12 protein-coding genes are annotated in these 14,045 nt (G+C 61.8%); 2 read left to right on the top strand and 10 right to left on the bottom strand.

The window, feature by feature from the left end; translation table 11 throughout:
* Positions 1-101 precede the first annotated feature (101 nt).
* The gene (locus tag LBW87_RS17880; protein ID WP_225202818.1) at positions 102-983 is read right to left on the bottom strand and encodes a LysR family transcriptional regulator; all 882 of its coding nucleotides are present in this window, start codon (positions 981-983) and stop codon (positions 102-104) included.
* Between the two features lie 117 nt (positions 984-1,100).
* Between LBW87_RS17880 and LBW87_RS17875 the strand changes: the two genes are divergently transcribed.
* Positions 1,101-2,279: an MFS transporter gene (locus LBW87_RS17875; RefSeq protein ID WP_225202817.1), complete on the top strand. Its 1,179-nt coding sequence runs from the start codon at positions 1,101-1,103 to the stop codon at positions 2,277-2,279.
* A 249-nt stretch (positions 2,280-2,528) separates the two neighbouring features.
* Positions 2,529-4,148: a response regulator gene (locus tag LBW87_RS17870; RefSeq protein WP_225202816.1), complete on the top strand. Its 1,620-nt coding sequence runs from the start codon at positions 2,529-2,531 to the stop codon at positions 4,146-4,148.
* A 2-nt stretch (positions 4,149-4,150) separates the two neighbouring features.
* On the opposite strand, the gene LBW87_RS17865 is transcribed toward LBW87_RS17870, so the two are convergent.
* The 9 genes from LBW87_RS17865 to hfq all read right to left on the bottom strand — a co-directional run bounded on the left by LBW87_RS17865 (position 4,151) and on the right by hfq (position 13,946).
* Entirely contained in the window at positions 4,151-4,606 is a 456-nt protein-coding gene (locus LBW87_RS17865) for a response regulator (RefSeq protein WP_225202815.1), read from the bottom strand.
* The gene (locus LBW87_RS17860) at positions 4,606-6,855 is read right to left on the bottom strand and encodes an ATP-binding protein (RefSeq protein WP_225202814.1); all 2,250 of its coding nucleotides are present in this window, start codon (positions 6,853-6,855) and stop codon (positions 4,606-4,608) included. Before LBW87_RS17860 ends, LBW87_RS17865 begins: the two co-directional genes overlap by 1 nt.
* Positions 6,856-6,986: 131 nt before the next feature.
* Complete coding sequence (locus tag LBW87_RS17855; RefSeq protein WP_225202813.1) at positions 6,987-7,520, bottom strand: phosphoribosyltransferase; 534 nt, start codon at positions 7,518-7,520, stop codon at positions 6,987-6,989.
* Between the two features lie 32 nt (positions 7,521-7,552).
* On the bottom strand, positions 7,553-8,866 hold the full coding sequence (locus LBW87_RS17850) for an adenylosuccinate synthase (protein ID WP_225202812.1): 1,314 nt from the start codon (positions 8,864-8,866) through the stop codon (positions 7,553-7,555).
* Positions 8,867-8,869: 3 nt separating this feature from the next.
* Positions 8,870-10,030 (bottom strand): ATP phosphoribosyltransferase regulatory subunit, encoded by a 1,161-nt coding sequence (locus LBW87_RS17845; RefSeq protein WP_225202811.1) that lies wholly within the window; start codon positions 10,028-10,030, stop codon positions 8,870-8,872.
* Between the two features lie 194 nt (positions 10,031-10,224).
* Complete coding sequence (gene hflC / locus LBW87_RS17840) at positions 10,225-11,115, bottom strand: protease modulator HflC (protein ID WP_225202810.1); 891 nt, start codon at positions 11,113-11,115, stop codon at positions 10,225-10,227.
* Positions 11,115-12,470 (bottom strand): FtsH protease activity modulator HflK, encoded by a 1,356-nt coding sequence (gene hflK, locus LBW87_RS17835; protein WP_225202809.1) that lies wholly within the window; start codon positions 12,468-12,470, stop codon positions 11,115-11,117. The genes hflC and hflK overlap by 1 nt, the downstream gene beginning before the upstream one ends.
* Before the next feature lie 72 nt (positions 12,471-12,542).
* Complete coding sequence (hflX, locus tag LBW87_RS17830; protein WP_225202808.1) at positions 12,543-13,667, bottom strand: GTPase HflX; 1,125 nt, start codon at positions 13,665-13,667, stop codon at positions 12,543-12,545.
* A 39-nt stretch (positions 13,668-13,706) separates the two neighbouring features.
* Entirely contained in the window at positions 13,707-13,946 is a 240-nt protein-coding gene (gene hfq, locus LBW87_RS17825; protein WP_008117846.1) for an RNA chaperone Hfq, read from the bottom strand.
* Positions 13,947-14,045 lie beyond the last annotated feature (99 nt).

Genomic DNA, 14,045 nt, shown 5'->3' with positions numbered 1-14,045 from the left:
TCCGGATCGTCTTTATTCTTGGCGAATACTTGTTGTGATGCGATGCTGCCCAGCCTCAGACCAGGCACGTTGCATTTCGTTGCGTTCGTGACCGGCTAATTTCACAGCCGCTCGTGCAGGAAATCGAGAAAGCAGCTGATGCGCCTGGCCAGCTGCGTGTTGCGATAATAAACCGCCGATATCTTCTGGCGATAGCCGCTATCGGCGGTGGCCAGCAATCGCACCAGGCGACCGCTGGCGATATCGGCGTCCGACATGAAGTCCGACAGACAGGCGATGCCCTGCCCATGCAGCGCCAGCTGGCGGATCGTCTCGCCGCTGGAAGCGCGCACCGCCGGACGTGCCGGGTAGCGATCGCCACCGGCGTGCAGCAGCGGCCACATGTTAAGCGAATCCGGCTGCGAAAAACCGAGCAATGTATGTGTATCGAGGGCATCGACGTCTTCGGGCGTGCCGTGCGCGGCCAGATAATCGGGGCTGGCCACCACGTTCATGCGCGCGGTGCTGAGCGCCTTGGCGTGCAGGGTCGAATCCTGCAGTTCGCCGATACGGATGGCGATATCGGTGCGCTGCTCGACCAGGTCGATGAAGCGATCATTGGTGGTGAGCTCCAGCTCGATGCCCGGATAGGCGCTGCGAAACGCGCCCACGTGCGGCACGATGCAGTGCAGCAGGAACGGCGCGGCGGCATCCACGCGCAGCTTGCCGACCGGTTTCTGCGTGCGCAACCGCATCGATTCCTCGGCCTGGTCCAGCGCCGCTAGGATGCTGCGCGCCTGCTGCAGAAACACCGTGCCCTCTTCGGTCAGGTCCATGCGCCGCGTGGTGCGGGTCAGCAGACTGGTGGCCAGTTTTTCTTCCAGCCGGGTCAGCGCGCGGCTGACGCCGGAGGTGGTCTGCCCCAGCACCTCGGCCGCCGCCGACAGGCTGCCCGCCTCGACCACCGCGACGAAATTGCGCAAATCCTCGGATTGAATCGGCATCCTTGACTCCAGATCAAATATTTTTTGATTTTAACGGTATTTTTCTCAACAAACACTTCACGCACACTGCATGCCATTCCGTATTCCGCATTTCACATTCAACCAAGGAAACATGACATGCCAATTGCACTCTGGGCGCTGACCATCAGCGCATTCGCCATCGGAACCACCGAATTCGTGATCATGGGCTTGCTGCCCGAGGTCGCCGCCAGCCTGGGCGTGACGCTATCGGCGGCCGGCATGCTGGTGACCGGCTATGCGCTGGGCGTGTTCGTCGGCGCGCCGCTGGTCACCGCCACCACCGGCCGCCTGCCGCGCAAGACGCTGCTGATGGCCCTGATGGTGGTGTTCGTCATCGGCAACCTGGCCTGCGCCCTGGCCCCCGACTACAACACGCTGATGATCGGCCGCATCATCGCCTCGTTTGCCCACGGCGCCTTCTTCGGTGTCGGTTCGGTGGTGGCCACCGGCCTGGTGCCGAAGGAAAAGCAGGCTTCCGCGATTGCCTTGATGTTTACCGGCTTGACGGTCGCCAACGTGCTGGGCGTGCCATTTGGCACCTGGCTGGGACAGATGTATGGCTGGCGCGCCACATTCTGGGCGGTGACCGCCATCGGCGTCGTCGCCCTGGCCGCGACCGGCCTCCTGGTGCCACGCTCGCAAGGCGGCGAGCCGGCCGACTTCGGTCGCGAGTTGCGCGTGCTGGGTCGTCCCCAGGTGTTGCTGGGCCTGGCGATGACGGTGCTGGGTTTCGGTGGCGTCTTTGCCGCATTTACTTATATCGCACCGATCCTGACCGATATCAGCGGCTTTGCGCCGGCGGCGGTGTCGCCCATCCTGCTGCTGTTCGGGGTCGGCCTGGTGATCGGCAACCTGGCCGGTGGCAAGCTGTCGGACCGTCGACTGATGCCGACGCTGGTGGGCAGCCTGATCGCGCTGGCGGTGGTGCTGGTGCTGTTCGGCCTGACTAACGAAAACAAGATCGCCTCGATCATCGGCGTGGGCCTGCTGGGCATGGCCGCCTTCGCCACCGTGCCACCGCTGCAGATGCGGGTGCTGGAAAAAGCCACCGGCGCGCCCAACCTGGCGTCATCCGTCAACATCGCCGCCTTCAACCTGGGCAATGCGGCCGGCGCCTGGCTGGGCGGCCTGACCATCGACCACGGGCCCGGCCTGCATGCGGTGCCCTATGTCGCCGCCATCCTGCCGGTGGCCGGCATCGCCGTGGCACTGGTGAGCTGGCGCATGGACAAGCCGGCGCCATTGGCGGCCACGCGCCAGCAACAGGCACGCTAAGACAAGCGCCTGATCATGCAACGCCCGATGCCTCGCATCGGGCGTTTTGCATTGGCGACAACGCAAACCCGTGGGCCGGCAACTTTCGTCACCGACGTTGCAACTTTTAGTGAGAGCGCTTACCTAAACCGTTTAGTCCGCCGGCCACCACTGCCGTTAGCGGTGATCGTTCCGAACGGCAAAAAACGCCAAAACTTATAATTCAAGAGCCCGCTATTGGCCAATTTGCCTGCCCGCACTCCCGACCTTATGGATACCCCACAGACCCGGCACAAGATCCTGCTGATAGACGATGAAGAGATGGGTACCGAGCTGGTGGCCCAGATGGTGGCCGACGAAGCCGATCTCGATTTCGCCAGCGTATCTGATCCCAGATCGGCATTGACCGCTGCCCGCGAGCGACGCCCTACCATCCTGCTGGTCGATCTGAGAATGCCGGTGATCGACGGCTTCGAAGTGATCCGCCTGCTGCGCCAGGACGGACCCGACCCGGATGTGCCCATCATCATGCTGTCGTCCGAGGACGATCCCATCCTGAAGGTCCGTGGTTTCGAAATGGGCGCCAACGACTACCTGGTGAAATGGCCAAACCGGCGCGAACTGATTGCGCGCATCCGCTACCACTCGCATGCCTTCCTGGCCCGCCGTGACCGCGACGCCGCCTTCGCCGACCTCAAGCTGAGCCAGCAACAGTTATTGCAAAAGAGCCAGGAGCTGGAAACCAGCCAGGCGGCGCTGTTCCAGGCCCAGAAAATGGAAGCGCTGGGCAACCTCACCGGCGGCATCGCGCATGACTTCAACAATGTGCTGCAGATCATCAATGGCTCGCTGGGCCTGATCAAGATGTACTGCGCCGGCAATGAGCGTGCAGCGCAAAAGATCGACGTGGCGCTGGCGGGCATTGCGCGCGGCTCGCAACTGTCGTCGCAGTTGCTGGCCTTTGCCCGACGCCAGCCCCTGCAACCCGAGACCCTGGTGGTCAAGAAGCTGGTCGACGATGTCTCGATCCTGCTGCAACATGGTCTGGGCGAAGCCGTCCGGCTTGAGATCGGCCCCATGGATGCACTGTGGAACGTGAGAGCCGATCCCGGCAAGCTCGAAAACGTGCTGCTCAACCTGGCCATCAACGCCAAGGACGCCATGCCAAAAGGCGGCGTGGTCAAGCTGACGGCGCACAACGTCGGCCCCCGGGAGTTCAGGAACGACCCCGATTCGTTTGTCGTCATCTCGGTCACCGATACCGGCTCGGGCATTCCCGCCGAAATCCGTGAGCGCGTCTTCGAACCGTTCTTCACCACCAAGCCCAAGGGCAAGGGAACCGGACTTGGCCTGAGCATGGCCTACGGCTTCGTCAAGCAGAGTCACGGCCATATCACCATCGACAGCGCGGTGGGAACCGGCACCACCGTGTCGATCTACCTGCGCGCCACCCGCGACGAGGCCGCACACGCCGCGATACGCGCGGTGCCGGCCAAGACCGATACCAAGGAATTGGTGCTGGTGGTCGAAGACGAGGAAGGCGTGCGCTCCTCCACCATCGAGTTGCTGGAAGCGCTGGGCTTTCGCACGCTGAGCGCCGCCGACGGCGAGTCGGCCCTGGCGCTGGTGGAATCAAACGACGACATCGATATCGTCTTCACCGATGTCGTCATGCCCGGCCCGGTGCGCAGCATCGATTTCGTGCTCAGGGCGCAGGCACTGCGTCCGGGCCTGTCGGTGTTGTTCACGTCAGGCTATGTGCAAGGCGACGTGCTGGAGGAATGGAGCGGCAAGTCGGATATCAATTTCCTGGCGAAGCCCTATAACATCGACGACCTGGCCGCGAAATTGAAGTATCTGCTGGCCGTCCAGCCGACACTGCCGCATTAGGTTCAGCTGCGCGGCGAGGCCCGCACCGAACCTGGCGGTGGTTCGTTGAGCACGGCCCAGAAGATGCCGAGGTCGGAGATGGCCTTGATGAATTCCTGGAAATTGACCGGCTTGACGACGTAGGCGTTGACGCCCAATTCATAACTTTTCACGACATCCTGCTCTTCGCGGGACGAGGTCAGCATGACCACCGGCGTGCTCTTGAAGCTGGCCGATTCGCGCACGAAGCGCAACACTTCGAGGCCATCTACCTTGGGTAGCTTGAGGTCGAGCAGGATGACGGCCGGGTTGCCGGGCGCGCGGCCCTGGTAGGGCCCGGTGGCGTTCAGGTAGTGCAAGGCCTCGCTGCCGTCGCGGATCACGATCACGTCGTTGGCCAGCTTGCTGCGCTCGAGCGCGTGCAGCGTCAGTTCGAGGTCATTGGGGTTGTCTTCGACGAGCAGGATGGGTTTGAGCATTATTGCCTCGCTTCCAGTGGAACAATTTTGGGTAATGTAAATGAAAAGGTCGCGCCCTGGCCCGTCTGGCCTTGCGCTGAAACCGTTCCCGAATGCCGTTCGATGATGCGCTTGACGTTGGCCAGGCCGATCCCGGTTCCTTCGAATTCTTCCATCCGGTGCAGGCGCTGGAAGACGCCAAACAACTTGTGACCGTAAGCGGCATCGAAACCGACGCCATTATCCTTGAAGATGAACGTGACGTGCTCGCCATGATCCTCGAAACCGACGTCGATCACGGCGAGCTGTTGCGAACGGGTATATTTGACCGCGTTGGACAGCAGGTTCTGCACCGCCAGCGCCAGGAACCGGGCATCGCCATCGACCTCGGGAAAGTCGGCGATGTTCCAGCGGATCTGGCGACCGTCGATTTCCTGGGTCAGGCGTTCGACGGCGGCACTCACCAGCACATTCATGTTGACCTTGGAAATATGCAGCGACGCCCTGCCCATCTGCGAAAAACTCAGCAGATCATCGACCAGCTTGCCGGCAAACTGGGCCGACGACTTGATGTTGTTGAGAAAGCGCACGCCCTTCGGGCTTAGTCGCTCCTGCTCCATCTCGAGCAACATGTCGGAAAAGCCGACGATGTGGCGCAGCGGCGAGCGCAGGTCGTGCGACACCGAATACGAGAAGGATTCCAGCTCCTTGTTGACCCGGCCCAGGTTGTCGGCCAGTTCGGCCATTTCTTCGGCACGCCGCAGCACGATGCCCAGCAAGGCGGTGCGAAATTCGAGTGCGGTATCGATCTCGCTCTGGCGCCAGCTCTTAGAAATACCCTTGACGGTTTCGCTCCAGACGGCAAAGCTGCGCCGCGGCGACAGGCGTGCCGGATCCTCGGCGCTGGCCTTGAGCTGCGGATTGCCGGCCCAGTTGATGGTCTGCACGATCTCGGGCCGGAACCAGATCAGGAAGTGATCGTGCAACTGCGAAATCGACAGCGCCAGGACGCCGCTGGCGATGTCGGCATAGGCGGCAGCGGCCGGATATTGCCTGGTCAGGCATTCGGTCTCGAACACGTCGCCGGCACGGTTGCGCGAGATCCATTGCACCAGGTCGTCGATCTGGCCTGGCGCCGGCGTGGCGCCAAAGAGCGATATCTCGCCGCCCAGCACCAGGGCCGCGCCCGAGGCCTCGACGAACTCCAGCAGGTCGGGCGTGACGGTGGCCAGGTTGACAGCAAAATGATCCGGCTTGGATAGCGACGCCAGCAGGCGCACCAGGGTGCGGCGCAACGCGAGGCGGTGATTGAATTCTTCGCGCTCTTCGGCCGCCTCGAAGTGGACCGCCAGGATCTGGCCCAATTGCTCGCAGATGGCACGGGTTTCGAAGCGCACCCGCAGGGGCTCGAAGTTGTGGCATGAGATCAAACCCCACAGCTGGCCCCGGATGACGATCGAGATCGACATCGACGCCAGCGTGCCCATGTTCTTCATGTACTCGATGTGGACCGGCGATACGCTGCGCAGTACGGAGAAACTGAGGTCGACCGGCTGGCCGCTGATCGCATCGCATTGGGGGACGAGCGGCACCGGCTGGTAGTTGGCGTCACTGATGAGACGCACCCGATTGGTCACGTACAAGGCGCGCGCCTGCTGCGGGATGTCGGACGCCGGGAAGCGTTGATGCAGATACGACGGGTAGCCGTCGGCGGCGGTCTCGGCAATGACCTCGCCGTTCTGGTCGGCGTCGAAGCGATACAGCAGGACCCGGCCGAACCCGGTCAGCGCCTGGATTTCCTTGACGGCCAGCACGCTCATGTCGTCGATGGTGCGGGTGTCCGACAGCGCACCGACGAACTTGGTCACCAGCGGATAGAAGAAATTGACATGCGGGTCGGCGTCCGGCGGCACCGTTTCGAATTCGACAATCAGGGTCGATCCGCTGGTGTGGGCCAGGACTTCATAACGCCGCCCTGCCTGCTCCAGTACGCCGAGATAGGTGGGGCGAGTGTCGATGACCGCATTGGAGAGCCTGGCGTCGAGCCAGTGGGCGGCGGCCGGAGTGAAGGCATCGGCCAGGGGCTTGCCGAGCAGATCGGCGGCCATTTTGCCACCGGGCAACCCCACATTCTCGCTGAGGTGCAGGATCACCCGGTCGCTCGCGCGCAGCACCAGCAGCACGCCATGTGGCTGGATACTGCCCGGTAGGTGAATCGGCTCCCTGTCGCAGGTCGACAGCAGCGCTGTCTGATCGAGGATTGGTGTCATGAAACGTTTAGGTTGATGGCGGGCAATATCAATTGCGAAGCGCCTCGCGAACATCGCGGACTAAAAAATACCCCTTCGAGAGGGGTATGAAAATATTTTCGCGAGGTAGTTCGCGCTGCCAGCCAACCTGCTCAGACAGCGCCCTTCTTGACCCAGGCTGCCAGTTGATGCGCGCCCAGGCTGTCATAGTCTTCGAACGGCTGGTGGATCCAGGGATTGGTCGCCAGGTGGTCGACGTGATAATCAGGCTCGACGATCGAGCAAGCCTTCCACCACAGGACCGCACTCTTGATCTCGGTGACCGCCGGGTAATGCTCTTTCAGGTGGGTCACCACCTTTTTCAGCGTGACGCCGGAATCGACCAGGTCATCCACCAGCAGGATGCGACCGCCCAGGGTGCCCTTGGTGATGGTGATGTACTTGGCGATATCGAGCGAGCTTTGAATGGTGCCGGCCGCTTCGCGGTACGAGCTGGTCGACAGGATCGCCAGCGGTACATCGAAGATGCGCGACATCACATCGCCCGGCCGCAACCCGCCACGTGCCAGGCACAACACCTGGTCAAACTGCCAGCCCGACTCGTGCACCTTGAGCGCCAGGCGCTCGATGAGGCGGTTGTAGTCTTCCCAGGTGACCCACAGGTCCTTGTCGTCAGATATCTTCATTTGTTGCTCTTGCTTTGTTACGTAATCGTTTATTACTTGAATGGATGGCGCAGCACGATGGTTTCTTCGCGGTCGGGACCGGTGGAGACCATGTCGATCGGCACGCCGACCAACTCTTCGATACGCTTGATGTAGGCGCGGGCATTGGCTGGCAGTGCGTCGAGCGACTTGGCGCCGACGGTGGACTCGGTCCAGCCTGGCATTTCTTCGTAGATCGGCTCGCAACCAGCGGCTTCTTCGGCGCCGACCGGGAAGATGTCGACTTCGCGGCCGTTGAGCTTGTAGCCGGTGCACAGCTTGAGCGACTCGATGCCGTCGAGCACGTCGAGCTTGGTCAGGCACATGCCGGACACGCCATTGATCTGCACCGAGCGCTTCAGCAATGCAGCATCGAACCAGCCGCAACGACGGGCACGACCGGTGACCGTGCCGAACTCGTGGCCGACCGACGCCAGGTGCTTGCCCACGCCCGCATCGGTTGGCAGTTCAGCCGGGAACGGGCCCGAGCCGACGCGCGTGGTGTAGGCCTTGGTGATGCCCAGGATGTAGTGCAGCATGCCGGGGCCGACGCCGGTACCGGCGGCGGCATTGCCGGCCACGCAGTTACTGGAAGTGACGAACGGATAGGTGCCGTGGTCGACGTCGAGCAGGCTGCCCTGCGCGCCTTCGAACAGGATCTTGCCGCCGGCAGCGTGGGCTGCGTACAAGTCGCTGGAGACGTCGGAAACCATCGGCTTGATGCGCGGCACATTGGCCAGTGCGTCGTCCAGGGTCTTCTGGAAATCGACCGGCTGGGTCTTCAGGTAATGCGTCAGCACGAAGTTGTGGTAATCGAGATTGGCCAGCAGCTTCTCGGCGAAACGCTTTTCGTTGAGCAGGTCGGCCACGCGGATGGCGCGGCGCGCAACCTTGTCTTCGTAGGCCGGGCCGATGCCCTTGCCGGTGGTGCCGATCTTGGCTTCGCCACGGGCGGCTTCACGCGCCACGTCCAGTGCGACGTGATAAGGCAGGATCAGCGGACAGGCTTCGGACACCTTCAGGCGCGAGCAGACTTCGACGCCAGCGGCTTCGAGCTTGTCGATCTCGCGCAGCAGGTCGGGCACCGACAGCACCACGCCGTTGCCGATGTAGCAAGCCACGCCGGGACGCATGATGCCCGATGGAATCAGTTGCAGCGCAGTCTTCTGACCGCCGATGACCAGGGTGTGCCCGGCATTGTGGCCGCCCTGAAAGCGCACCACGCCTTGCGCGTGATCGGTCAGCCAATCGACGATCTTGCCCTTACCTTCGTCGCCCCATTGTGTACCGATGACGACGACATTCTTTGCATTGCTATTCTGTAACATGACTCAGCCCAAGTTTTTGATAATCCAGTTTCCATTGCTGAATTCGACGGCGCGGTCGCAATCGAATTCGTCCTGATCGTTGTCGTGACCCGGAAGACTCTGGATCACGATCTCGCCACTCTGGCGCAATTGCGCTATTTTCTCACGTAGACCGGCGTCGAGGCTCCACGGCGCATGGATTGCCCGTTTGCGCTCCGCGCCCGGCATCAGCCGTGCCAGTTCGCGCAAGTCCAGCGAGAAGCCGGTAGCAGGTCGTGCGCGCCCAAAGGCTTCGCCGACATGGTCGTAGCGACCGCCGCGCACCACCGCATTGGGCAGGCCCGGCACATAGGCGGCGAACATGACGCCGCTATGGTAATGGTATCCGCGCAGGTCGGCCAGATCGATGGTGACGGCTGCGCCCGCGTGGCGCGCCGCCAACTCGACCAGCGCCTGCAGTTCGTCGAGCGCCGCCGCAATGCCAGGCAATGCCGGCAAGCTCAGGCGGGCGCGCGCGATCACCGAGATGTCGCCGTACAGGCCGGGCAGCGCCAGCAGCGCGGCGCGGGTCTGTTCGTGGTAAGCGGCGGTGATCTCTTGCAGGCCCGGCACATCCTTGGCTTCGAGCAATGCGAACAACTGCGCTTCCTGGCGACGCGCGGCGTCGTCGCTGGCGATGATGGCACGCAGCACGCCCACATGGCACAGGTCGAGGCGCACTTGCTTCATCCCGGCCAGGGCCAGCGAATTGAGGGCCAGCTCCTGGATCTCGGCATCGGCTTCGAGCCCGGCATGACCATAGATTTCGGCGCCGATCTGGATCGGCTCACGCGTGGCGTGCAAACCGGATGGGCGCGTATGCAGCACGCTGCCGGCGTAGCACAGGCGGGTCACCGAGGCGCGATTGAGCAGGTGGGCGTCGATGCGGGCGACCTGGGTCGTCATGTCGGCACGCACGCCAAGCGTGCGACCGGACAGTTGATCGACCAACTTGAAGGTGCGCAGGTCGGTATCCTGGCCGGCGCCGGTCAGCAGCGACTCCAGGTATTCGAGCAGGGGCGGCATGACCATCTCGTAACCGTAGAGACGGAAGTTATCGAGCAGGCGACGACGCAGCTCCTCGATCTTGCGCGCTTCGGACGGCAGGACGTCAGCGATGTTTTCGGGAAGAAGCCAGTTAGGCATAAAACGGATCAGTCAGGAAAAAAACGGAAAAACGGGTTAGCGGCGACACGGCCCGACAAATCTCTCCAGGCGGGAAACTTGCCAGACAATAATGCTTTCGTTCCAGCAAAAAAAGGAAAGATGCCCTCAACTAGCGGCATCCCTCCTTTTGCCCGATCGGCACAGGGCGTCACGGGCGCATTTTACGCGTTTGATTACTTCTTGGGGCTTGCTGTGGCGCCACCGACACCCTTGAAGTATTTAAAGAATTCGGAGCTCGGGTCCAGCACCATCACATCGTGACGATTCTTGAAGCTGGCACGATAAGCCTCGAGGCTACGATAGAACTTATAGAAATCGGGGTTCTGTCCGAACGCCTGGGCATAGATCTGCGATGCCTTGGCATCGCCTGCACCACGGATCTTTTCGGATTCGCGATAGGCTTCGGCCAGGATCACGACGCGCTGGCGATCAGCATCGGCGCGAATCTTTTCGGACTCTGCGGCACCGGTGGAGCGCAGCTCGTTGGCCACCCGCACGCGCTCCGACTTCATCCGTTCGAACACCGAGTTGTTGATCTGCTCGACATAATCGACGCGGCGCAGGCGCACATCGATCACTTCCACGCCGATCTGCTTGGCTTCGTTGGCGACCCGTGCCTGCAGTGCATCCATGACCTTGTTGCGCTGGCTGGAGATGACTTCGCGCACGGTGCGCTTGGTGATCTCGTCGTTCAGCGCGGCCTTGACGATCTGCGACAGGCGATCCTGGGTACGACGCTCATCGGCGCCGAACGAGACGAAGTACAGGCGCGGGTCGACGATGCGCCACTTGACGTAGGCATCGACCAGCACGTTCATCTTCTCGGCAGTGATGAAACGGTCGGCATCAGGTGTGTCGAGGGTCTGGATGCGACGATCCAGGTACATCACATTCTGGAACGGCGGCGGCAGCTTGAAATGCATGCCCGGCTCGCTGATGACCTGCTTGACTTCACCCAGTGCAAAGACGATGGCCGAGGAGCGCTGGTCAACCACGAAGATGGTCGACGAGGCCAGCCAGATCGCCACCACGGCGACGATCACGGTAGAGATAAGGCGGCCCATCAGCGCACCTCCCTTTCGCGCGACTCGCGCGGATCACGGTTTCTCATGTCTCGCATCAGTTCGGACGAATACACTGTGTCATTTCCCGAGGTATTGTTGGAAGAAGCTGCCGCAGCGGCCGGCGCTGGCGACTGGCTGCCCGGCGGCGCTGGCGCCTTGGCCGGCGCGGTCTCGCCCGCACCCTGCTGGATCAGCTTGTCCAGCGGCAGGTACAGCAGGTTGCCGTTGCTCTTGGAATCGATCATCACCTTGGAGGTATTGGCGAAGATCTGCTGCATCGTTTCGAGGTACATGCGGTCACGCGTGACGGCCGGCGCCTTTTGATACTCGTCGAGCACCTGCTTGAAGCGCGATGCATCACCTTCGGCGTTGGACACGACGCGTGAACGATAGGCGTCGGCTTCTTCGAGCAGACGTGACGATGCGCCCGATGCGCGCGGCACCACGTCGTTGGCATAGGCCTGGCCTTCGTTCTTGAGACGCTCGCGATCCTGGCCGGCCTTGACGGCGTCATCGAACGCGGCCTGCACCTGTTCAGGTGGCTGCACGCCCTGCATGGTCACGTTGGTGATCTGCACGCCGGACTTGTAACGGTCGAGAATCTGCTGCATGCGCTGGTTGACGTCCATCGCGACTTTTTCGCGGCCTTCGTAGAGAACGAAGTCCATCTTGCTGCGACCGACGATCTCGCGGATGGCGGTCTCGGCGACCTGGCGCACGGAGTCATCCGGGTCACGATTGTTGAACAGCCATTCGGCGGCATTCTTGAGGCGATACTGGACCGCGAACTGGATGTCGATGATGTTTTCATCGTCGGTCAGCATCAGCGATTCTTTCAGTTGCTTGTTGCGCACGTTGCCGCGATAGCCGATCTCGGCGGTACGGACCTGCGACATGTTGACGATCTCGTGTCCCTGGATCGGGTACGGCCAGCGCCAGTTGAAACCAGGCAGCGTGGTGTGGCTGTAGCGACCGAAAGTGGTCACCACCGCAGTCTGACCTTCTTGCACGATGAAGAAACCGCTCGCCAGCCAGAGGAAGGCAACGATCACGGCAATGACGCCCACGCCGATGCCGGCGCCCTTGATGTCGCCGCGATTGAAACCGCCGCCGCCATCGGAGCCGCCGCCGCCATTGCCACGGCGACCGAACATGCCGCTCAGGCGCTGGTTGAAGTCACGCCACAATTGATCTAGGTCCGGCGGGCCGTCGTTGCGGCCACCGGATGGTTTCTCAGGGCGTTTGTCCCCACCATTCGCGTTACTGTCGCGATTTTCGTCTTGTGAGCCGCGCCCCCATTGAGGGTCGTTCAACGAAAACTTCACACCGATTTTCTTGAATAAAGACACAAGCATGCGTTTGCGATCCGGCTGTAGTTATTGATTAAGAGAACCAAGGAGGAATGCGCACAACGACTGAGGCCAAGCTCAGGCGCGCACGTCTTCGGAATCGACTGGCTGGGATTGGCTGCGGCCCCTCGCCTCCATAGCGGCCTTGAGCGAAGCGGCGACCGCTTCGCGCAGCAGATCCAGGCCAGCACCAGACTTTGCGCTGACGAAAACCCGCTGGATATTACCATACTCATCATGCTCGATCGCCGGCTCCAGCCCGGCCGCATCGATCTTGTTCCAGACCAGGATCTGCGGCACGTGGTCGGCGCCGATTTCCTTCAGGACCAGATTGACCTGCTCGATCTGTTCCATGCGCACCGGGCTGGCAGCGTCCACCACGTGCAGCAGCAAATCTGCATGAATGGTTTCTTCCAGCGTGGCCCGAAACGCCTCGACCAGTTGGTGCGGCAGCTCGCGGATGAAGCCGACGGTATCCGACACCACCGCATGCCCTGCCTCGCCCAGGTAGACCCGACGCGAAGTCGTGTCCAGCGTGGCGAAGAGCTGGTTGGCGGCATACACGCCGGCCTTCGCCACTGCATTGAAAATGGTCGATTTGCCGGCGTTGGTATACCCCACCAGCGACACGGAAAATGTATCGTTGCGCCCCCGCGCACGACGCTGCGTGGCATGTTGCTTGCGCAACTTGGCCAGCACGGCCCGCAAGGCCTTGACCCGCTCGCCCAGCAGGCGACGGTCGGTCTCGAGCTGGGTCTCGCCCGGGCCGCGCAGGCCGATCCCGCCTTTTTGCCGCTCAAGGTGGGTCCAGCCGCGAATCAGGCGGGTCGCCAGGTGCTGCAATTGCGCCAGTTCGACCTGCACCTTGCCGACGTGGCTTTTGGCCCGTTGCGCAAAGATGTCGAGGATCAGGCTGGTACGATCAAGCACGCGCACCTTCAGCACGCGCTCAAGGTTGCGCTGCTGGGCAGGCGACAGCGCGTGATTGAAGATGACGAGTTCGAGTTGCAGGTCGGCAACGGCATCGGCGACTTCCTGTGCCTTGCCGGAACCAACGAAGAGAGCGGCGTCAGGGCTGGCGCGACGCCCGGTGATGGTCATCACGGGCTCCGCACCAGCCGATTTGGCCAGTAGGAATAACTCATCCAGACTTGCGGCAAAATCACCCTTGCCAAAGTCCAGGCCGACTAACCCGGCACGCATTTTAAGATGCACACGGCGTCAAGCCGGCTCCATAAGCCATTATTCGGCGTCAGGCGAGTCGAGGCTCAGATTGACCGCGCGTGCAGGCACCACGGTCGAGATGGCGTGTTTGTAGACCATTTGCGTAACGGTGTTGCGCAGCAGGACCACATATTGATCGAAAGACTCTACCTGGCCTTGCAGCTTGATGCCGTTGACGAGGTAGATAGAGACGGGAACGTGCTCTTTTCTCAATGCGTTCAGAAATGGGTCTTGTAACAGTTGCCCTTTGTTGCTCATAGCAGCTCCACGGTGTTGTTGTGATCTTGAACTTGGATGCACTTTTTAAAAATTCAAGTGCGACCCCATATGCTTTATGAATGTAAACGATTTTGGCTG

This window comes from Herbaspirillum sp. alder98, assembly GCF_020179755.1.
GTDB lineage: Bacteria > Pseudomonadota > Gammaproteobacteria > Burkholderiales > Burkholderiaceae_D > Herbaspirillum.
Note: the sequence above shows the minus strand (reverse complement) of the source record. Positions and strands in the feature narration are given on the sequence as shown.